General features: G+C 66.3%; 15 protein-coding genes and 1 other RNA gene. 1 reads left to right on the forward strand and 15 read right to left on the reverse strand.

Annotated elements, in window-relative coordinates; translation table 11 throughout:
• The first annotated feature begins 49 nt into the window (after positions 1-49).
• Positions 50-778, forward strand: coding sequence for a UTRA domain-containing protein (locus AC1PLU_RS18915; RefSeq protein ID WP_481106974.1), 729 nt, complete (start codon positions 50-52; stop codon positions 776-778).
• Positions 779-1165: 387 nt separating this feature from the next.
• Here AC1PLU_RS18915 and AC1PLU_RS18920 read toward each other — a convergent pair.
• The 15 genes from AC1PLU_RS18920 to AC1PLU_RS18990 all read right to left on the reverse strand — a co-directional run bounded on the left by AC1PLU_RS18920 (position 1166) and on the right by AC1PLU_RS18990 (position 21857).
• A non-coding RNA gene (locus AC1PLU_RS18920) (sX9 sRNA) lies at positions 1166-1256 on the reverse strand.
• Between the two features lie 59 nt (positions 1257-1315).
• Positions 1316-2155: a glycosyltransferase family 2 protein gene (locus tag AC1PLU_RS18925; protein WP_481106975.1), complete on the reverse strand. Its 840-nt coding sequence runs from the start codon at positions 2153-2155 to the stop codon at positions 1316-1318.
• The gene (gspD, locus tag AC1PLU_RS18930; protein WP_481093546.1) at positions 2152-4446 is read right to left on the reverse strand and encodes a type II secretion system secretin GspD; all 2295 of its coding nucleotides are present in this window, start codon (positions 4444-4446) and stop codon (positions 2152-2154) included. Before gspD ends, AC1PLU_RS18925 begins: the two co-directional genes overlap by 4 nt.
• Complete coding sequence (xpsN, locus tag AC1PLU_RS18935; protein WP_168957120.1) at positions 4443-5225, reverse strand: type II secretion system protein XpsN; 783 nt, start codon at positions 5223-5225, stop codon at positions 4443-4445. Before xpsN ends, gspD begins: the two co-directional genes overlap by 4 nt.
• Positions 5215-5868, reverse strand: a complete 654-nt coding sequence (gene gspM, locus AC1PLU_RS18940) for a type II secretion system protein GspM (RefSeq protein WP_016901906.1) — start codon at positions 5866-5868, stop codon at positions 5215-5217. The genes xpsN and gspM overlap by 11 nt, the downstream gene beginning before the upstream one ends.
• A complete protein-coding gene (locus tag AC1PLU_RS18945) occupies positions 5852-6973 on the reverse strand; it encodes a PilN domain-containing protein (RefSeq protein ID WP_481093547.1) in 1122 nt (373 codons plus the stop codon). Before AC1PLU_RS18945 ends, gspM begins: the two co-directional genes overlap by 17 nt.
• On the reverse strand, positions 6970-7821 hold the full coding sequence (locus AC1PLU_RS18950) for a type II secretion system minor pseudopilin (protein WP_104549260.1): 852 nt from the start codon (positions 7819-7821) through the stop codon (positions 6970-6972). The genes AC1PLU_RS18945 and AC1PLU_RS18950 overlap by 4 nt, the downstream gene beginning before the upstream one ends.
• On the reverse strand, positions 7818-8453 hold the full coding sequence (locus tag AC1PLU_RS18955; protein WP_481106976.1) for a type II secretion system protein J: 636 nt from the start codon (positions 8451-8453) through the stop codon (positions 7818-7820). The genes AC1PLU_RS18950 and AC1PLU_RS18955 overlap by 4 nt, the downstream gene beginning before the upstream one ends.
• Entirely contained in the window at positions 8450-8866 is a 417-nt protein-coding gene (gene xpsI / locus AC1PLU_RS18960; protein ID WP_029218999.1) for a type II secretion system protein XpsI, read from the reverse strand. The genes AC1PLU_RS18955 and xpsI overlap by 4 nt, the downstream gene beginning before the upstream one ends.
• Positions 8863-9372, reverse strand: a complete 510-nt coding sequence (xpsH, locus tag AC1PLU_RS18965) for a type II secretion system protein XpsH (RefSeq protein ID WP_481106977.1) — start codon at positions 9370-9372, stop codon at positions 8863-8865. Before xpsH ends, xpsI begins: the two co-directional genes overlap by 4 nt.
• A 10-nt stretch (positions 9373-9382) precedes the next feature.
• On the reverse strand, positions 9383-9814 hold the full coding sequence (gene gspG / locus AC1PLU_RS18970) for a type II secretion system major pseudopilin GspG (protein ID WP_043888939.1): 432 nt from the start codon (positions 9812-9814) through the stop codon (positions 9383-9385).
• A gap of 123 nt (positions 9815-9937) precedes the next feature.
• Positions 9938-11155 carry a type II secretion system protein XpsF gene (gene xpsF, locus AC1PLU_RS18975; RefSeq protein ID WP_023902633.1) on the reverse strand — a complete coding sequence of 406 codons (1218 nt, stop codon included), beginning with the start codon at positions 11153-11155 and terminating at the stop codon, positions 9938-9940.
• A gap of 172 nt (positions 11156-11327) precedes the next feature.
• Positions 11328-13055 (reverse strand): type II secretion system ATPase GspE, encoded by a 1728-nt coding sequence (gene gspE / locus AC1PLU_RS18980; protein ID WP_168957125.1) that lies wholly within the window; start codon positions 13053-13055, stop codon positions 11328-11330.
• A gap of 129 nt (positions 13056-13184) precedes the next feature.
• The gene (locus tag AC1PLU_RS18985; RefSeq protein WP_481108556.1) at positions 13185-15068 is read right to left on the reverse strand and encodes a S8 family peptidase; all 1884 of its coding nucleotides are present in this window, start codon (positions 15066-15068) and stop codon (positions 13185-13187) included.
• A gap of 228 nt (positions 15069-15296) precedes the next feature.
• Positions 15297-21857, reverse strand: a complete 6561-nt coding sequence (locus tag AC1PLU_RS18990) for an ESPR-type extended signal peptide-containing protein (RefSeq protein ID WP_481106978.1) — start codon at positions 21855-21857, stop codon at positions 15297-15299.
• Positions 21858-22038: the final 181 nt, after the last annotated feature.

Raw genomic sequence — 22038 nt, forward strand, 5'->3', positions numbered from 1 at the left:
ATTACACTGCCTTGCACATGCGCTGCACCCGTCATCGGTGGATCGCCGCATGAGCGTGTCGCGCCAACACGCCATCACGGAAATCATTTCCGCGCAGATCGCTGCCGGCGAATGGGGCCCGGACCAGCGCCTGCCGGTGGAGCGCGAGCTTGCAGAGCGCTTCGCCTGTACCCGTATCACCTTGCGCGAGGCCTTGCAGCAGCTGGAAGCCGAAGGCCGCATTTACCGCGAGAACCGTCGTGGGTGGTTCGTCAGTGCACCGCGCGTGCGCTACGACCCCACCAGCATCGCCGGTTTCATGCAGTACGTGGCCGCGCAAGGGCGCAAGCCGCGCACCGAGCTGCTGAGTGCCACTCGGCAGGCAGCCGGTGCCGCGTTCGCTGCGGCATTGCGTTTGGAAACAGCGTACGAAGAGGTCTTCGTGCTGCAACGCCGGCGCTGGATCGACCGCCGCGCGGTATTGCTGGAAACCAACGTGGTGCTGGCCGCCTGGGCGCCTGGTTTGCTGGAACATGATCTGGCCGGTTCGCTGTCCAGCGTGTTCAACCAGAAACTCGGGTTGTTTCTGAGCCGCGCACATGTCTCGATGCACCCAGCCGGGCTGGATGCCACGCAAGCCATATTGCTGCAATCCACCACCGGCACGCCGTGCTTCCGGCTGCAGCGGGTCAGCTTTGCCGAAGATGGCCGCGCGGTGGAGCTGGATATCGAATCCTGGCGCCACGACGCATTGGACGTGGTGGTGCGCACCGAGGCGCCGACGCGGTCGGCTTATTAAGGGCGACTAACAAAACTACGTCATGCCAGTCTACTGCAGAGCGGCTGATCTGCGGCTTGGCTGCAGGGCCCTTGCCCGCCCACCCTCGCAGGACACGCCGCAAGTACGTCCGTGTAGGCTCTTACGCGGCATCCATGCCGCGTAAGGTCCCGCGACGGTGGGCGGGCAAGGACCAGTGGAGATGGTCGGTGTGCATGTTTTCAACAAAGCAGCCGGCAAACTTTCTGGTGCGGTGTCCTCGCCGATTGCGGGACCGTGTGGCGGCATGGATGCCGCAACCGAGCCTCCACGGACGGATTTACGGCGTGTCCTGCAAGCGGCGAGGGCACCGCGCCCTCGACCCACTCAGCGTTTGATCTGGACTTCCGACCGAATCCACCAGGATGCGGCCGATAACACCACTGCACTCACCGCACGGCGAGCAGTCGTCAGCTTGCAGGGACAGCGCTCAAGGAACCGCACTGTACGCGTGGTACATGCCGCACCGAATACCGGCTGCGCCCGCCTAGCGGTGAGCATGCTGCTTTGGCAGCTGCTCTACGCGTCAAATAGCCTGCGTTGTGGATCCGGCGGCGGTAGATCGGCCAGCAATTGTGCGAGTTGATCGCGCTGTGCACGCAACGGATCGTGCATCAGGAAGTTGGCCAGGCGTGCGTGCCAGGCCGGCCAGCGGGTGGCCAGTGCATCCATGTCGCCATCGGCCGGGCGGCCTTCGTGCGGCGAGGCGACGAAGGCGGTTTCGCACAGGACATTGCGCCATCCCAGCCCGCCCACGCGCAGGCTCAGATCCACCAGTGCGGCGTACCACGAGCCGTAACTGCTGGCATCCAGACCGCCGGCCTTGCGCCGCGCACTGCCGCGCAGCAGTACCGCGTGGCCGGTGGCCGAGGGCAGTTCCGGGTGCAGCGGTGGCATTGCGGCGCAGGCGGCGGCAAGCCGGTCCGGCGCGGCGGGCATGGGGTTGAGTTCGCCCAGTCGCGGCCAGCCGCAGGCTTCGCCCACATTGCTCCAGGGCGTGGCGGTGGCAATCGCCGCATCGCGCGCAAAGCAGGCGTTGAGCTGATTCAGCCACCCCGGCAACGGGCAGGCATCCACACCCAGCACCACCACATCGGCATCGCCGCAGCCGCTGAGCATTTCGTCCAGATGGGCCACCTCGCCGAGCATGCGCTGACGACGGGTGTGATGCGCCTGCAGGTGTGTGCGCGCCAACCAGTGTGCGATCACCGCGCGGCCGCGCGGGCCGGCCTGCGCGTCGTCAGCCAGCCACACCCGCGTGCCGGCGGGCGTGGCGGCATCCAGTGCACCCAGACAGGCATCCAGGGCCTCGTCGTCGGTGCCGACCGGCACCAGCACGACGGGCAGAACCGCACTCACTGCGGCTTCTGGCTAGGTTTCAGCGGCTCCATGGCCTTGAACTTCTGACCGTATTCGTCGGTGAGATTGCGCGCTTCCTGCGGGTTGCGCACGATCGACGGGGTGATCAGCACGATGACTTCGCGGCGTGTGTTGTTCTTGCCCTTGGTCCCGAACAACCCACCGACGACCGGAAGCCTGCTCAGGAACGGTACGCCGTCGCTTGTATCGGTCGTGCTGTCGTCGATCAAACCGGCAAGCATCATGGTGTCGCCACTTTGTACCGCAGCTTCGGTTTTGACCCGACGCGTATTGATATCGACGTTGCAAGCCGCGCTATTGACTGTCGTGGTGGTAGCAGCAGTACACGCTGCCGGACGCGAGCCGGGGGTGCTAATTTCCTGCACGATGTCCAGGAACACCATGCCGTCTTTGGTGACACGCGGACGCACCTTCAGGATCACACCGGTATCGATGTACTGCACCGATGAGAAGCTGCTGTCGCTGCCCAGCCCCGTGTTGATCGATGTGGAATTGATCGGGATACGGGAGCCGACGTTGAGCGTGGCTTCGGCATTGTTGCGGACGAAAACCGATGGAGTCTGTAGCAGGCGCACGTTGGTGACACGATCAAGCGCACTGATGACCGCAGCGGCATTCTTTCCAAGAAATGTCCAGCCAAGACCATTGTTAGTGACCGTCCCTGCTATGTCGCCCCAGATGTTACGGCCCGCTGCCGGTGGCAGACCTGCACCTCCGGTCGCTGTGGCAGCACTCACCGCGTTTTCGAAATACCAATTGACGCCGTAGCTGAGGTCGCCGGTCAAATTCACCTCAGCCACCTGCGCTTCGATATGTACCTGCATCGGCATCACGTCGAGCTTTTCGATGACGTCGCGGATCGAGGTCCATGCCTGCGGTGTGGAGCGCACCAGCAAGGTATTGGTTTCGGCTACCGCCGAGACACCGACCTTGTCGCCGGACACCTCCAGCGTCACCGCACCATTGCCGTTGCTGCGCGGCGACAACTGCAAGCTGCCATTGCCCAGGCCACCACTGCTGCTGCCACTGCCACTGCTGCCGCCGAAGCTGCTGCCGGAGGAGCTGCCATCGTTGCTTTCGCCGATGCTGCCGCCGGTGGTGCCGGAGCTGCCACCCATGCTGCTGTCGCGATTGCCGGCCACGCCGCCGAGTACGCTGGTTTCCGAACCCGGGGCCAGCGATGCATTCGAGTCACTGCCATTGCCACGCCCGCCGCCAAACACTTCCGACAGGCGGTCGGCCAGGTCCTTGGCCTTGATGTATTTCAACTCGTACGAAAACAATCGCACGCCGCCGCCGGCGCTGTCGATGCGGTCCAGCCACTGCTGGATCTGGTCCAGATAGCGCGGCTGCGGGGTGATCACCAGCACCGCGTTGGCGTTTTCCAGCGGCATGAAGCGGAACATGCCGGCGCTGGGCGTCTTGCTCTGTTCGCCGAAGACTTTTTCCAGATCGGCGGAGACTTTTTCGGCCTTGCCGGACTGGATCGGGAACACGCCCACCGACATGCCCGACAGCCAATCCACGTCGAAGATCTGCACGGTGCGCAGATAGTTTTCCAACTCGGCGCGAGTACCGCCCAGGGTGATCACATTGCGCGAATTATCGGTGCCGACGATGGCGTTGGGCCGTGCGTACGGCTCCAACACCTTTTTCATTTCGCTGGCGGAGATGAACTTCAACGGCACCACGCGCACCTCGAAACCGCGCGCGGACGACGGCGATGCGGTGCTGGGTGCGACGGTGCCGGCGAGTGCCTGGTCGGCCGGCACGATGTTGTAGCGGCCACCGTTGAACACCATGCGCGCGTTGTTCCAGCCCAGCACCATTTCCAGCAGGTTCAAGGCTTGCGCCGGCGAGACCGGGTTGGGCGTGGCCAGGGTCACGGTGCCTTGCACGCCCGGGGCAATGACGTAGTTCTGGCCGAGCATGTCGCCCAGGATCGCCTTGACCACCGCCTGCACCGATTCGCCTTCGAAATTGAAGGTGGCGCTGCCGCTGCTGGCCATGCCCAGCGTGGGCGACGGCGCGGCGGCCGCGCTCTGGTTGATCATGCTGCCGCTGCCGCGACGGATCACCGGCACCGGCTTGGCGCTGGTGTTGCCGTCGGCGGCTTGCTCGGCGCTAGTCTGGGTGGCGCCGGCAGCGCCGACTTGCGGATCCAGGCGCGCGTCGCGGCGTACGTCCGGCGGCGGAGTGGTGGCACAACCGGCCAACAGGCCAATCAGCAGGGACACGGGGAACAGGCGCGGCGTCATGCGTTCACTCATTGGGTCTGACCGGGGGTTGAGCCGCTCTGGCGCTGCTGTTGCAGCTGGCGGCGTCGGGCTTCGATGCGTTCGCGGATGGCACGCATCTGATCGTCGGAGGGACGTGGGGCTTCCTGGGCACCGTCGCTGCGTTGCGGCGGCACCGTCGGCGGTGCCTGCCCGCCGGGCTGCTGGGCAGGCGTGGCAGGCTGGGGCTGCGGCGGCTGCACCGCGGCGGCGTCGGGCGATGGTAACGGTGGCGTGGCGCCGGGTGCAGCCGGCGCGCCGGCATTGGCGGTGGGCGGCTGCCCGCCCTGGCCGTTGAACACCTGCAGTTCCAGGGTCTGGGTGCCGCCCGGGCCTTCTATGGTGGCGCTGCGCGGCTGCAGTGCGAGCAGGCGCCAGCCCTTGACCGCATCGCCGCCGAGTTTGACCCGCACCGAATCATGCGGGTCCAGGGTCAGCGTGGCCATCTTGAAGTTGTCCGTCAGCAGCACGCCGGTCAGCCGCACCGTTGATGCGGCGCCGCTGCCGTCGTTGCCGGACAGGAAGAAAGGATGCGGCAGGCGATCTTCGGCGAAGGCCGGATGCGCGGCGATTTCCGAATATTTCTCGAACGCGCCCAGCCGCTCCGGCGCCGGTGCCGGCAGGGTGGGCAGGCGCTGCACCAGCGCCGGGTCGTCGGGCAGCAGCTCCACCCGCTTGCCCAGGCCGGCCACCGCCAGCACGCACACCAGCAGCGCCCAGCCGACCACGGTGGCCAGCAGCCAGGTGCGCAGCCCGATCAGGTCAAGGCGCATTGCTGGCCTCCGCGGCGTCTGGGGCGGCGGGTGCAGCGTCGGTATTCAACGGCGCTGCACTGGCGCCCGGGCGCAGATAACCGGCCAGTTCGAAGGCGATATCCAGGCCGTTGCCGCTTTCGTTGGGCGAGAGTTGGTAGCGCTGCGCCATCACGTTGAGGTTGTCCACGAACAGGCGCGGCGTGCCGTTTTCCAGGCTGTACAGCACCGAGGCCAGTTCCGGGGTGCCGCAACGCAGGCGCACCTGCACCGCGACGCGGGTGAAGCGGTCCTTGCTCTCCGGCTGCAACGGCGAGCGGTTGCTGATGGCGCAGCTGCGGTTGCCGGGGCTGGCTTCCACCACCGCGCGTTCCAGCCGCTGCACCAACCCGGCCGAGGCCAGTTCGGCAGACGTTTCCGGCAAGAAGCCGGGGCGGCTTTCCAAGGTCTGGCGCGCCTGACGCAACCGTTTGCTCACTTCCGGCGCCTGCTGCAATTGCACGCGCACGCGCAGCTCGCGCTCGCGCAGCGCTTGCAGGTCGTCCTGCACCGCGATCATCGGCTGGGTGAACCACGGGTGCACCAGCACCAGATAGGCCACGCCGATCACCAGCAGCAACAGGCCCAAAGCGATCCAGCGATCGCGCTTAACGCTGCGTGGCATCGGCCGCCTCCTTGGCATCGGGGCCGGCCAGCTCGGCGGTGATGGTGAAGCGGTCCACATTACGACCGGCATCGCTCTGCAGCACGCCAGTCAGCGAGGGCGTGCGCCACAGCGGCGAGCCTTCCAGACGACGCACCAGCGAGGACGCTTCGTTGCTCAATCCGATCAACTGCAATTGCCCGCCTTCGACCGAGAATTTTTCCAGATAGGTGCCGCCGGGAAGACGCCGGCTCAGCTCGTCCCAGATTTCCACCGAGGTGGGGCGGGTGGCGCGTTGCTGCTGGAAGAAGGTGGCACCTTCGACCAGATCCAGCAATTGCTGGCGTTCGGCAGCGACCTGGCGCGCACGTGCGGCGTTGGCCTGCACCTTGGCACGCAAGTCGTCGGCGGCCTGGCGGCGGTTGTCGAGCAGCAGCCAACCGGCCACTGCCAATAGCACCAGTGCGGCGGCGGTGAGCAACAGATTCCAGCGCTGCATCGGGTCGCTGCGGCGCAGGCGACGCGCCGGCGGCAGCAGGTTCACGCCTAACGGCAGGCCATGCGCATCGGTCACATCGATGCCGGACAACGCGCTACTCCATGCGTCGGGCACACCGTCCGGGCCATCAATCATGCGGCGCGGCACCACCACCAGTTCAGCATCGAGCTGGCCGTCTTCGCGCACATCGAGCACGCGCGCGTCGAAATACACCTGGTCGGCGGTGAACGGGGTTTGCCGATCGATTTCAAAACGCGCCACATCCTGCAAACGCGCGGCGGCGGCGGCAGGCAGGCGCAACGGACGACGCAAGGCGTGCGCGGCCGGCAGCAACCAATGCCGCGGCAAGCCCTCCAGTGCGGTGGGCAGCAGAGCATTGACTTCCTGCGGCTGCACCGGCCACGGCAGGCTGGCGATGGTCTCGCTGCTGTGGTCGCGCTGGCGCAGCAGTTGCAGCGCGTCGCCGTCCGGTTGCAACAACAGGCGTGCCTGCGACAGACCCAACTGCCATTGCCAGCGCTGCGGCAACCAGGCCAGCAACGATTGCTGCCACCAACGCCAGAAGCCTCCGGCTCCCGGCATGGCGCGTACGCCGATACGACCCAAGGTATCCCGCCATGCGGTCATTGCACTGCTGCTCCCTCTTCCCAACGCAACACGGTATAGGCCGACCCAGGTAATGCGGACGCACTGATGGACACGACCGCCCGCAATACGGCCTCGCGTCCCTGACTCAGTCGCGCCCGGCTCTCGATACTATAAGTGTCAGAGCCACCGAGCGTCGCCTCGCTGCCCGGCAAACCCGGCGGCGCATCACGCTGGGCCAGCAATTGCCGCGCATCCAGCCCCATCGCGGTCAACACCGGGCCGGGCGCAAAACGCGCTTCAGGCCGCGAACGGCCGCTGTACAGCGTGAGGTTGGGCAACAGCTTGCGATACAGCTCGCCATCCATGCCCAGCACCAGGCGCAACTCGCCCAGCGTTTCGAACGGGCCGTCTTTTGCGCCGTACGGCAACCCGGCATCGGCGTAATCGCGATCTTCTGCGCCGCCGCCCGGCTGGCTCAACGAGTCGCCATCACGCCAATCGACGATGGCGCCGGCAATGCGCGCATCGCGGCCCTGCTCGCCACCGACTGCGCGCACCAATCCCGCCAGCAATGCAGGCTCGGCCATATTCAAATCCACCTTGCCGCTTTCGTCGGTAATGCGGATCTCCACCGTGGCATCGTCCATCTGCCAACGGTAGCGCCGGCCGTCTGCGCGCCAGCGCGCCTGCGTGTCGGTACTTTGCAAGCGAAACAATGCGTATTCCAGGCCGGAGCGTGCATATTCCTGCGCCTGCGCGCCGTTGCGCAGCATGCTGCCCTGCAGTGCTTCCACCCGCGCGGTCAGCGCGAATGCGCCGATCATCGCGGTGAGCAAGGCGATCAACCACAACACCAGCACCAGCGCGGCACCGCGCATGCGGCTCATTGCCCCGCTCCCGGGTTGCTGGACTGCGGCAATGCCACCACCAACGGCGGCCACGCGGCATTGCCGCTACGAATCTCGATGCGCACCAGCAGCGGCAGACGGTCGTGCCATTCCCACTGCGGCAACCACGCGCTCAGGCGGCCGCTTTGCGGATCCATGCCGCGATAACGAAAGCTCACGTGCTGCACGCCTTCGGCGAGTGTTTCCGGCGGCAGCGTGGTGCCCTCTTCGATCGACTTGCCCGACTGCAGCATGGTCAATGCGATCAACAGATTGCGCTGCTCGCCATCGCCGGCCACCGACAGGTCATGCAGATACGGTCCGCCACGGCCCAGATAATCCGGTACATCGGCGGCAAAACGCATGCGCTGCGGCTCGCCGATGAACAACATCGGTTGCTGGCTTTGCGGGTCGATGCCCATCGCAATCGGCAACGCGGCCGCCAGCCGGCGGCGCAGGAATTCTTCCACCGCGCGCACGCGCTCGCTGCGCTGGGCGATCGCTTCGCCGCGCTGACTCACCGCACTGGCCGAGCGCAAGGTGGCGAACGCCAATGCCAGCCCGCCGACCAGCAACATCGTGGCCAGCAACACTTCGATCAATGTGAAGCCTGCGCTGCGCGAACGGCTCATGGGGCGCTACCCGGCTGCGCCGCAGCGACCAACCGCAAGGTGCGCCATTGCAGCACCTGATTGGGCTGCTCGCCCCAACGCACCACCAGGGTCAGTTGCAGCAACGTATGCGCACCGGGGGACACCGGCGCCTGCGGATTACGCCGCGGTTCGTCGTACGGGCGCACATCCATCGACCAGCGAAAATGCCCGTCTTCGAAAGTGCCTTGTTGCTGCTCGGGCACCAGCGGTTTGTCCATGCCCTGCGCGGCCAGCAACGATTGCGCATGCAGCGTGGCGCGCGTGCTTTCATCGGCCGCGCGCACCTGACGTGCAGCGCCGGATAGCGATCCCAGCAACAGGCTCAACGCCAATGCCAGCAGCGCAAAGGCGACGATCACCTCGATCAACGTGTAACCGCGCTGGCGCTTCATGGCGCCGGCGTCCGCAATTGCCCGGAGCGCACTTCGCCGGTGATCCAGCCCACGTCCACACGCCAGGCGGCGTCCTTGACGCGCAAATCGATGCGCCCACCGGTGGAGGCGCCATCCGGGAAGAACTGGATGGCGCCCTGATCCTGCCGCGACTGCACCTGCCGCGCGCCGGTGAAACGCACCTCCAGCGACGCCGGCAGATCGCCGTGATGGCCGCCAGGTGCCTCCCAACGGCGCTGCTGCGGGTCGATCAAAAAGCGCTGCGGCGTGCCGGTGGCGATTGCCTGGGTGCGCGTGTAGCGCAGCTGCGAGGCGATCGCCTTGCCGGCGGTGCGCAGGCGCATGCCGTCGATCCCGCCATTGAGCGCGGCAGCGGCCAGTACGCCGGCCATCGCGATCAAGGCGATGACCAGCAGCATTTCCAGCAACGAACTGCCACGCGTGCGTCTGCCACCAGGACCGACCACTCCATGCGGATGACGCAACGGCTGACACGCTACGCGCATGGCGAAAGGCTTATTGGTACTTGATGTCCGCGTCGTAGCTGCTGCCGCCGGGGCGGCCGTCCTTGCCCAGGCTGATCAGATCGAACGGCTGGCCATCGCCGGGCACGCGGTATTCGATGGTGTGGCCCCACGGGTCGTTGAGTTCGACCGGCTTGGCGTACGGACCGAGCCAGCCGCTGCTGCCGCCCGGCTGGGTGACCAGCTCATCGAGCTTGCCCGGCAACTTGCCGGTGTCGAGCTGGAAATTCTCGATCTTGCCGGCCAGGGTCTGGATCTGCGATTTGGCTAGATTGGCCTTGCCGCGATCGGCACCACCGAGCACACGGCTACCGACCAGAGTGAGCACCGCACCGATCAGCACGATGACGATGATAATTTCCAGCAAGCTCATGCCGGCCTGGGCTGCACGCGATGGACTACGGGTAATGGAGCGCTTGATCATGAACGATTTCCTTGCACGTCGATGAAAGATGCTGCCGCCAGAAGATGACACGGCGGGCATTGCAATGGTTCCCGCATGGGTGTCGTGCGGTCACCTGAAAGTTGTTGTGAATCCACCGCCACGTTATCCGATGGCATTGGTCAGGTCATACAGCGGTACCAGCACCGAGATGATGACAAGCCCCACCACCGAGGCCAACACCAGCGTGATCAGCGGCACCAGGGCGGCCAGTGCGCGGTCGATGGCTTGCGCGGTTTCCAGCTCGAAGGTGTCGGCGGTCTTGAGCAGCATCGTGTCCAGCGCGCCGGACTCTTCGCCCACCTGAATCATCTGCAGGGCCAGCCGCGGGAAGCGCTTGCCGCGTGCCAGCGACATCGCCAGGCCATGGCCGTTCTTGACGTCGTCGGCAGCGGCGTCGACATCTTCGACCAGCGCCAGATTCGACATCACATTGCGCGCAATGCCGATCGCGGCCAACAGCGGCACGCCATTACGCAACAAGGTGCCCAGCGTGCGCGTCAGCCGCGCGGTTTCCAGGCGTGCGATCAGGCTGCCGACGACTTTCTGCCGCAGCAACCATTCGTCCAGCGCGGCACGAAACGCCGCATTGCGCCGCTTGCGATCCAGCCACAGCCCGAGCACGCCCGGCACCACGATCAACACCACCCACCAGTCGCGCACCAGCAGGCCCACGCTCAAAACGGCTTGCGTGAACCACGGCAAGGCAACATCCAGGCTTTCGTACATCTGCGCAAACTGCGGCACCACATAACCGAGCAGGAACAGCAACGCACAGCCGACCACCGCCAGCAGAATCGCCGGATAGATCAGCGCATTGATCACCTTGCCCCGGAGTGCGCGGCTGCGCTCCAGATAATCGGCTAGGCGTTGCAGGGTGTCCTGCATGCTGCCGCCGGCTTCGCCCGCGCGCACCATGTTGATATACAGCTTGGAAAACAGCCCGTGCTGGCGCTCCAGTGCCGAAGACAGCGGCGCGCCGCCACGCACGGTGTCGCGCACATCGCCGATCACGCGCCGGCTTTTTTCGTCTTCGGGCAGATCCATCAGGATCGACAGCGCGCGATCCAGCGGCTGGCCGGCACCGATCAGCGTGGACAGCTGTTGGGTGAACTGCACCAGCGCGGCGTTGTCGAACGGCTTCTTGCGCAACAGCATGCGCAGCGACGGCGAGTCGCTTTCGCCGGTGGCCAGGCGCGTCTCCACCGGCAGATGGCCTTGCTCCTGCAGACGCAGCACCACTTCTGCATCGCTGGCCGCCTCCATCTGGCCATCGAGCATTTCGCCGTGCGCGTCGAGCGCCTTGTAGCGGTACAGGGGCATCAGGCGTTGGAGCTGGGATTGGGGAGTCGGGATTGGGGAGTGGTAAACGGCGCGGCGTTGCGTTTTTTTGATGCGACCGGGGTCGCGCGCGCGCGCAACTTGGCCAGTGAGTCGCTGCGCTGGTTATTCTCCGATTCCGAGCATCCGCTGCTCACTGCTGCTCCATTGACTCTCACGCATCCTCCGTCACGCGCAGCACTTCTTCGATGGTGGTTTCGCCGCGCAAGGCCTTGGACAGGCCGTCTTCGTACATGGTGCGCATGCCAGCCTTGCGGGCCAGTTGTTCGATCTCGCCCATGCCGGCACGGCGCATCACCGCGCGCCGCAGCTCGTCGTTCATCACCAGGAATTCGACGATGGTGGTGCGGCCGAGATAGCCGGTCGGCGCCGCTGCCGAGGCACGCGGGCGATACAGGTAAATCTCGCCCTCCGGCTGCAGGCGGCGCAGGTTGAAACGCTCAACCTCCTCCGGCGATGCCAGGTAGCGTTCGGCATTGGGCAGGTCGAGCTTGCGCACCAGGCGCTGCGCCAGGATGCCGTTGATGGTGGAGGTGAGCAGGTAGTCTTCCACGCCCATGTCGAGCAAGCGGGTGATGCCGCCGGCCGCGTTGTTGGTGTGCAGCGTGGACAACACCAGATGGCCGGTGAGCGCGGACTGGATCGCGATGCGCGCGGTTTCCAGATCGCGCATTTCGCCGATCATGATGATGTCCGGATCCTGACGCACGATGCTGCGCAGCGCATTGGCGAAATCCAGCCCGATCTGCGGCTTGGCCTGGATCTGGTTGATGCCTTCGATCTGGTATTCCACCGGGTCTTCGACGGTGATGATCTTCACGTCCGAGGTGTTGAGTTGGCTCAATGCGGTGTACAGCGTGGTGGTCTTGCCCGAACCGGTGGGGCCGGTCACCAGCATGATGCCGTGCGGCTGCTCGAGCACCTTGCGGAACTGCGGCAGAAAGTCTTCGGTAAATCCAAGCTTGTAGAAGTCGAACACCACCGTTTCGCGGTCGAGCAAACGCATCACCACGCTCTCGCCATGCGCGGTGGGCACGGTGCTGACGCGCAGATCCAGCTCCTTGCCCTGCACGCGCAGCATGATGCGGCCGTCCTGCGGCAACCGGCGTTCGGCGATGTTGAGCTTGGCCATGATCTTGACGCGGCTGATCACCGCGGCGGTGAGTTTGGCCGGCGGGCTTTCGCCTTCCACCAGCACGCCGTCCACGCGATAACGCACCTTGAGCCGGCTTTCGAACGGTTCGATATGGATGTCGGAGGCGCGCAATTCCACCGCGTGCTGGATCACCAGATTCACCAGCCGGATCACCGGCGCTTCGGAGGCCAGATCGCGCAATGCTTCGATGTCGTCGCTGCTGTTGGCATCGCCATCGGCGGTTTCCACGATGGTGCCCATCGCGCTGCGGCCCTGGCCATACCAGCGCTCGATCAGATCGTCGATTTCAGAGCGCAACCCGACCTGCAGAAACAGCGGGAATCCGGTCGCAAGACGCACCGCATCGATCGCGTAATCGTCGTACGGATCGGCGATCCACAGATCCAGCCGGCCATCGCGTTCGCCGACCGGGCACAGATGAAATTGTTTGAGAAAACGCAGCGACAGGCCCTGCACTTCGGGCAGCATTTCAGGCGGGGTATCGCCGAGTTGGCGTGCGTCCACCAGCGGCAGGCCGAGCACGTCGGCGCAGGTCTCTGCGTGATCGCGTTCGGACACCAGGCCCAGACGGCCCAGCAAGGCCAGCAGGCCCATGCCGGATTCGGTCTGCAACTGGCGCGCGCGCAGCAGATCGGTGTCTTTCAGACGACGGCGTTCAAGCAATGCTTCGACGATGCGCGTCTCCGCACTTCGATGCTCAATTGGATCGACGGCAACCGCGTTCACACTCGTCTCCACTGGTTCGGCGCCGACTGTAGCAGTTTGCCGCGACGATCAACCGCACCCATCTGAATCGCCCTGAAAAACAATGCCCCCGGTGATTGGCCGGGGGCATCGGTCACACTATTTCACCGCTTACTGTCGTGCAACGAGCGTCAGCTTCGCGTAGTCCTTCGCACCGACCAGCTTGATGTAGTAGGTGCCTGCCTTGGGTGCAGTGAAACGCACGGTTTCGCTGTTGCCCGGGCGGGTCGACTTGGCATCGTAGGAGGTAGCAGTGGGCTCGGCTTCGAAGCTCACGTACACCGACACATCGCCGGTGCCGCCGTAGGTCATGAAGCTGAGCACCGCGCCGGCCTTGGCGTCGAAGCTGTACAGCGTGGAGCTGCCGGCAGCGCCGCTCAGCCCAGCCAACGGTGCCTTGTTGGTCAGCGCGATGGCGGTCGGTGCGCAGCTCTCGGTGGCCGGGTCGCAGGGTTCCACCAGCACCGCTTCCAGCGCGGCCTTGGCATCGACGATGCCGCTGCCGATCGGGGTGCTGGCCGGCGGGGTCACCGGGAAGCGACGGCTGGTCTGCTTGAGCAGGGTTTCCACTGCGGCCGGGGTCAGCGGGCCATCGCCCAGCCCGATCGACGCGCTCTGCACCAGCGCCACGACGCCGGCGACATGCGGGGACGCCATCGAGGTGCCACCTAGGCCCATATAGGTATAGGTACCCGAGGTCGGCGTCGTCGCACCGGTGTAGCCGGCCTGCCAGATGTAGCCGCCCGGATTGCCGTCCACGCTACCGCCGCCGCCCGGACCCGACAGGTCGACCTTGCTGCCGTAGTTGGAGTAGTAGGTGATGCCGCCGGTGATGCGCGTGGCGCCCACGGTGATCGTATTGTTGCAGCTGGCCGGCGAATGGTTGGCCGCATCTTCGCCGCTGTTGCCGGCCGCCACCACCACGGTGGTGCCGCGCGACACCGCGCCGTTGATCGCCACCTGGGTGGCCGGATCGCAGGGCTCGCCGCCGCCCAGGCTCATGTTGATGACTTCGGCCGGGTTGGTGTTGGCCGGCACGCCATCCACCGCACCGCCCGAGGCCCACACGATGGCATCGGCGATGTCGGAGGTGTAGCCGCCGCAACGGCCGAGCACGCGCACCGGCAGGATGGTCGCCTTCGGCGCCACGCCCGCCATGCCTACTCCGTTATTGGTCGCCTCGGCCACGGTGCCCGAGACATGGGTGCCGTGCCAGGAGCTTTCCTGCGCCACCGAGCCGTCGTAGCAGACGTTATCGGCTTCTTCCCAGTCGCCGTAATCCAGCGCGCCGGGCACGCGGGCATCGGTCGGGCGACGCGAGACTTCAGCGTCGGTGATGAAGTCGTAACCCTGCAGCAGGTTACCGGCAAAATCCGGATGGCCGGGCAGGATGCCGGTATCCAGCACCGCCACCACCACGCCGGCACCCTGCGAGAGGTCCCATGCGGCCGGCGCGTTGATGCCGCCGTTGGGGTTGCTCAGGTGCCACTGGTACTGCGCATACAGCGGGTCGTTGGGCACCAGCTGCGGGCTCACGTCGGTCGCGGCAACACTCGTCTTGATCTCGACCGGGCGCAGCATGCGATCGATCTGCACGTCGGCCACGGACGGATCGTTCTTGAGCTCGACCACCACCTTGTCCACCTGTGCGGCAGTCAGCGTGCTGGACAGCTTGATCAGGTCCGAGCCGATGCCGAGCTTGCGCACATACGTCGCCTTGACGGCGGCTGCGCTGGCGCGCGCACCACTGCTGGCGCCAACGCGGCCGACAGCGGCCTGCACGGCGCCGAGCTTGCTGGCGCGATCGGTCGCAGCGGCCGTGTTGTCCTTGTAGCGCACGATCAGGCGGCTACTGAATGCGTCGCCGGCCGCTGCTGCCTGGGTCGGTTCCTTGACCAGCAGTTGCGGGGCGGCAGCGAGGGTGCCCGATGCACCGAGCGCCATCATCAGGATGGCGCCGGTCAGCGGGTTGAAACGGAAATTCTTGTCGATCACGGTGAAGTCCTCTTCGTGTGTTTCGTCAGTCAAGTCAGGCTTGGAACGACCCTCGAAACTGCTGCGCAACCGCGGACGGCACGCTGCGTTTCGTCAGCCACTCCTGGTACGGCCATCACTCCATGCGAATCCGTTGGCCGGCCCAGCCACGGTCCTTACCCGCCCCCTCAGGCCTTGCTCTACCGCAGCGGCGCAACTCGGCGCCGCTGCGTTTCATGCAGCAGCGCGTTACCAGCCGAAACCAGCACCCACGCCGATCGAGCTGTCGTCGCCACTGAGTGCGCCGCCGACCGTCACCGTGGCGCGCGGGCTGATCGCTCGCTGGTACCCCACCGACAACGCCGATTCGCCGTTCTGGAAACCGACGCCGGCACCGACGCGGTTTTGCGAGGCGATACCGGCCACGCTGGCGGACATGTTCAACATCGCCGAGCTCATCGCGCCCTGACGATCCAGGCGGCGGTTCTGCCGACGCAGGCGGTCTTCGATATCGCCCTGGTAGCTTTCGAAGCTGTCGGCCATCGCGCTGTAGCGGCTGTCGGTGTAGCTGTTGGCAGCGGCAACGCCGTTGTCCAGCTGGCCCTTGTTGACCGCATCGGTGGCACGCGTACCGGCGGCCACATTGGCCACCTGGCGCTCGCCGCCGACGCTGCCCACCGACACCGTATTGGCACGATCGGCGACCGAGCCCTGGCCGAGTGCAACTGCACCCTGCGCACTGGCACGTGCGCCCTGGCCGATCGCCGTGCCGGAAGCCGCACTGACCTGCGCGCCTTCGCCCATCGCCACTGCATTGGTCGCCACTGCCGCAATCTGCGTGTTGGCGCCGACCGCCGTGCTGCCATCGGCATTGACGCGTGCATTGCTGCCGATCGCAGTGTCATTGGGGCCATGCGCATACGCGCTGCCGCCGATTGCAGTACCGGTCACGTGGTTGGCCACTGCCGCCGTGCCGACGGCGGTGGACGTGGCGGCCGGCGTGATGCTGCCGACCACTGCTGCGGTCGGCGTGCCCTGCACGCTTGCGCTTGCAGCTGCGACATCAGTGACCGCGTCGATCTGCGCAGCCGCCGCAACCGCAGGCACCGATGCAGTGCGCAGCGACGCCGTGCGTGCAGCCGTGCTGCCCGTTGCGGTACCACCACGTGCATCGAGCTCGTTGACCTTGCTGTCCAACGCGGTCAGTGCAGCACCGACGTTGTTGTAGCTGGCACCTTGAATCACGTAAGTCGGCGCAACGAACACGCCTTGCGCACCGATCGCCGCACCACCACCGAGGAAGCTGGCCGCATTGCTGAGCGACTGGAACAACTGCCCGCCGTTGATCGCATCGGTGCTGGCAGTGGCAATCGCGCCGCTGCCCACATTGACGATGCGACGCGTGGCCGGACCACCGCGGCCATCGCCGCTGCCGACCGACACCACGTTGGCGTCATAGGTGCGCGAACCGGAGCCCAAGGCCACCGAATCGGCACCGCTGGCACCGGCATTGGCACCGAGTGCGACCGCATTGCTACCGCTCTGGCGCACGAAGGAGTTGTAGCCCAGCGCCACGCCGTTTTCGCCGATGGAATTGGTCTGACGGCCCATTGCGGTGCTGTTGACGCCGCTGGCGCTGCTGTCCACACCCAGCGCACTGGCACCGGTCGCCGACGCCCGGCTGCCGGAGGCAATGGCAACGCTGCGCGCGCCGCTGGCGCTGGCACCTGCACCGACCGCGCTGCTGCGATCGCCGGTTGCCGAGGCCACGCCTTCACCGGTGGTTTGCACCATGCCGTTGGTGGTCTGCACATCGGCCGCCAGGGAATCCAGCTGGCCCTTGTTGACCGCATCGGTGGCGGCCTGGCCGTCGCTGACATTGACGATGCGACGCGTGGCCGGACCGCCGCGGCCATTGCCGCTGCCGATCGACACCGTGTCGGCCTCATAGGTGCGCGAACCCGAGCCCAACGCCACCGAATCGGCGCCGGTTGCGCCGGCATTGGCACCGAGCGCCACACCGTTGACCGCGCTTTGGCGCACGAACGCGTTGTAGCCCACTGCCACCGCGTTTTCGCCGATCACGTTGACCTGACGACCGACACCGGTGCTGTTGATGCCGGTCGCCGAAGCGTCCACACCGACGACGCTGGCACCGATCGCGTCGGCGCGGCTGCCGCCACCCAATGCCAGCGTGTTGTCGGCCAATGCTGCGGCGCTTTGACCCAATGCGGTGGCGTTGACGCCATCGGCATACGAATTCCAGCCGATCGCGGTGGTGTAGTCGGCCGTGGCCCACGCACCCGCACCGAATGCAGCAGCGCCGGTGCCGGAAGCACGCGCCGGGATGAACCCGAAGAACGTGCTGCCACCAACGGCCACGCTTTCTTCGCCGGTGGCTTCGCTGAATTCACCCACCGCCACGGCGCTGGCACCAGAGGCCAGCGCTGCGGCACCGACCGCAGTGCTGTAGTCGCTGGACGCAACCGCGCCATAGCCCAGTGCCGACGACAGCCTGCCGCTGGACTCGCTGTACCCGCCCAACGCGGTGCTACCGACATTGGAAGAAGCACTGCGGAAACCGACCGCGGTTGCCTGGTTGTCGGAGGCCACCGCTTCGCTGCCGAGCGCGGTGGTGTAGGTCGAAATCGCCTGCGCGCCGGCACCGTTTGCGGTGGCGCCAATGTCGCTGGCCAAGGCATTGCTGCCGATGGCGCTGCTGTTTTCGCCGGTCGCCTGGGCATTGTTGCCCAGCGCCGCTGCGCCGATTCCGCTGGCCAAGGCGCTTACGCCGAGCGCCGTTGCGTTGTCGGCAACCGCTTGCGCGCCTGCACCCAACGCCGTGGTGCCGGTGCCGGTGGCATTGGCGCCCTCACCTGCAGCCAATGCATTGTCGCCTTCCACATAGGCACCGGCGTCGCTGTCATCGCTGCCGCTGGCCTTGAAGTACTTGCTGGTGGATTCAGCGGTTTCGGCTACTGCGGTGAGCTGGTCCAGATTCACCGCATCGGTGCCTTGCGTACCGGCCGCCACGTTGGTGATCTGACGTTCGTTGCCGGTGCTGCCCACCGACACTGCGAAATCGCGATCGGCCACCGAATCGGCGCCCAGCGCCACGCTGCTTTCGCCAGTGGATTCGGCAAAATTGCCCAGCGCGGTGCTATTGAGGCCAGGTGCCCATGCGGCGCCGCCGAGTGCGGTGGAGAAGTCGCCGGACGCTTCGGTCGGCAACAGGCCGAGCAAGGCGCCACCGACCGACACGCTGTTGTAGCCGCTGGCCACACTGCCCTGGCCGGCCGCCAGACTGTAGGTGCCCGATGCGGTTGCATCGCCACCCACCGCCACGCTGCTGGAGCCGCTGGCAGTGCTGAAATTACCCAGCGCGGTGCTGTTGAAACCGGTCGCGCTGGAATAGCCGCCCAGTGCGGTGGAGTAATTGGCGCTGGCCTCGGCGCCGAAGCCGAAGGCGGCTGCGCTGGTGCCATCGGCAATGCTTTCTGCACCCACTGCCGTGGCCGAGTCGCCACTGGCGCTGGCGAAGTAACCCAGTGCCGTGGTTTCGCTGCCATTGGCAACGCTCAACGCACCGGCCGCCAGCGATCCATCGCCAGACGCATCTGCCGCTGCACCCAACGCGGTGCTCTGCGCACCTGCTGCTGCACTCTCGCCGCCCACCGCCACCGCATAGTCGCCGCTGGCCTGGCTGTAGGCACCGCTGGACACGCTGCCAAACCCGCTGGCCGCCGCGTTGTAGCCCGATGCACTGGCAAACTGCGCAGTGGCGCTGGCGCCGCTGCCCACTGCCAATGCACCGGTACCGATCGCCTGGCTGCTGGAACCGAACGCGCTGCTGTAATCGCCCTCGGCAGTGGCGTTGGAACCGGCAGCGGTGGCGTCTTCGCCCTGCGCATCGGCCGTGCCGGCGCCGGTGCCGGTGTACAGACGCGCGGTGGCTTCTGCGGTTTCACCGACCGCGTTGAGCTGGTCCAGGTTCACCGCATCGGTGCCCTCGGTACCGGCGGCGACGTTGGTGATCTGACGCTCGCCACCGGCGTTGCCTACCGACACCGTGTTGGCGCGATCGGCGACCGCGCCAACACCCAGCGCAACGCTGTTGTCGACTGCGGTCCGCGCACCGTCGCCGATCGCAATGCTGCGATTGCCTTCGACGAAGGCCTCCGCGCCAATCGCCAGAGTGCTATCGCCATAGCCAACCGCGTTCGAGCCGAGAGCGATCGAACGCGCACCGGCCGTATAAGCGTTGTCGCCGATGGCGATGGAGAGGTCACCACCGGCAGAGGCGGTAATACCGAGCGCAACGCTGCGGTTGCCGTACGCGGTGCTTTCTGCACCCACCGAGGTGCTGGTGTCGCCCCACGCGACGCTGGCAAACCCCAGCGCGGTGGATTCGAGACCATTGGCGATGCTTTCAAACCCGATCGCAGTGCCGCCACGCCCGTTGGCCACGCTGGTCCCGCCGATGGCAGTGCCGTAGAAGCCGGTCGCCGTGCTGTCGGCGCCCAACGCGGTGGAGTACCGATCGCTGGCAACGCTGTTGAAGCCGATCGCAGTGGCGTTGTTGAAGTTCGCATTTGCGCCGCTACCAATCGCAGTGGTGCCCAACGCAGACGCCTGACTGCTCGAACCAAGCGCAACGCTGTCATCGCCCGACGCATTGCTGGATCCGCCCAGCGCGACAGTGCGCTCACCGAAAGCACTGCTGCCAGCACCAATGGCGGTGGATGCGGTACCGCCGGCAGCGGCATTGGAACCGAAGGCAGCGCTGTCCTCACCGAACGCCACGCTCGCTCCGCCGACCGCGGTGCTGGTGTCGCCAAACGCCACGCTCCCCGCACCCAGCGCGGTGGAATCGGCACCGTTGGCGATGCTCTCGTAACCGAGCGCGGTGGCGCCGCTGCCGGTTGCCAGACTGGCGCCGCCAATCGCCGTGCCAAACTCGCCCGATGCACTGCTGTCAGCACCGAGCGCAGTGGCGTAATCGGCCACTGCAGTGCTGTTGAAACCGAGCGCGGTTGCATTGTCCACAGCAGCGATCGCGCCGCTACCGATCGCAGTGGTGCCCTGCGCCGTTGCGGAGCTGGTCGAACCGAATGCGGCGCTGTAGTCGCCGGTTGCCGATGCATTGGAACCGGCAGCAACGCTGTCGATGCCTTCGGCAATCGCGGTGCCGTCACCCGTGGCGACGAACGTGCGCGCAGTGGTATCGGCAACCTCGGACACGGCAGTGAGCTGATCGAGATTCACCGCATCGGTGCCTTCGGTGCCGGCGGCGACGCTGGTGATCTGACGCTCATCGCCGGCCGCGCCGACCGACACGGTATTGGCGCGCGTGGCCACCGAGTTGGCGCCCAACGCAACCGAGTTGGCGCCGCGTGCGGTGCTGTAATAGCCCAGCGCCGTGCTCAATTCACCGCTGGCCCAGGATTCCGGGCCGACCGCAGTGGCGCCTTCGCCAGGTGCGTAGGCGAAGTAACCCACCGCCGTGGCTTCGGTGCCGGAGGCTTCGCTGAGCGTGCCCACCGCCGTGGTGTAGGTACCCGACGCGATCGCACCGGCGCCGAGCGCGGTGGATGCTTCGCCGCTGGCCTGGGTCTGCACGAAGAAACCCAGACCTGGAATGAAATCGACCGGGCCACCGACCGCAGTGCTGCTGGTGCCGCTGGCGCTGGTCTGCGTGCCCACCGCGGTGGCGTAATCGCCGGCCGCATTGGCAACCGCACCGAACGCAGAGGACTGCGCACCGGCGGCATACGCGCCGACGCCGAACGACGATGCAGCAAATCCATCGGCATTGGCGCTGGCGCCGACCGCGGTTCCGCCGACGCCGGCACTGGTGGCGCCGGTCTCCACCGGCACCCCGCCGTTGGTGATCAACGGCTGGCCATCTTCGTCCACCGCAGCGCCGCCAACGGCCACGCTGCCCGGGCCGTTGGCCTGTGCGTTATGGCCGAATGCTGCGCTGTTCTGCCCGGAGGCGAGCGCATTGGCGCCCACGGCGGTGGCGTTGTCGGCCACGGCATTGGCACCGGTTCCCAACGCGGTTGTCGCCGTGCCCACCGCGTTGGCCGCATCGCCGGCAGCCAGTGCGCTGTCACCTTCGACATACGCGCCGACGCTGTCTTCGCCCGGGGTTGCCTTGAAGAACGTTGCGGTGTCGTCGGCCACATCGGCCACGTCCTGCAACTGCGCCAGGTTGACCGCGTCGGTGGCGTTGACGCCGGCGCTGACATTGGTGATGCGGCGCGTGGCCGGGCCGCCGCGGCCATTGCCGCTGCCCACTGACACCACGTCGTCTTCGTGGGTGCGCGAGCCTGCGCCCAACGCCACCGAGTTGGTACCGGTCACGCCGGCATTGGCGCCGAGCGCCACGCCGTTTTCGCCGCTCTGGCGCACAAAACTATTGTAGCCGATGGCCACCGCGTTCTCGCCGATGGCATTGGTCTGGCGCCCGATCGCGCTGCTGTTCACACCGCTGGCGCTGCTATCGGCGCCGGCTGCCACTGCGCCGGTGGCGCTTGCATGGCTGTTGCTGCCGATGGCGGTGGTCCTGGTGGCAGATGCCGCTGCACCGTCGCCGACTTCGACCGACTGCGCCATCGCGGAAAGAGGAATGGCGATCCCGGCGCTACCCAGCGCCAGAGCGATCGCGGCGACCAGGCAACGGCTCTGGCGGCGGTCGATGAATGCGGCAGGGGTCACTGCTCCCGGGCTATCACCACTGGCCAGTTCCGATGCCACGGCCCACACGCCCAACGCTTTGTTCCAAACCTTGCGATAAATCCGATTCATCGACGCACGACTCCTGAAGTTGGGACTGGTTTGTTGGCGAACACCCACCATCGAACGGCCTTCCAGCCATGCGATTCCCCTGGTGATTGGCGCCATGTGCCTAACGGCGGTGGGCGGCTTACGCCTGCACCCTGGATAGTCAAAAAGTGAACGCTACCCAACCATAGAACTGAGCGAAGTG

The sequence above is a fragment of the Xanthomonas sp. NCPPB 2933 genome, from assembly GCF_056725225.1.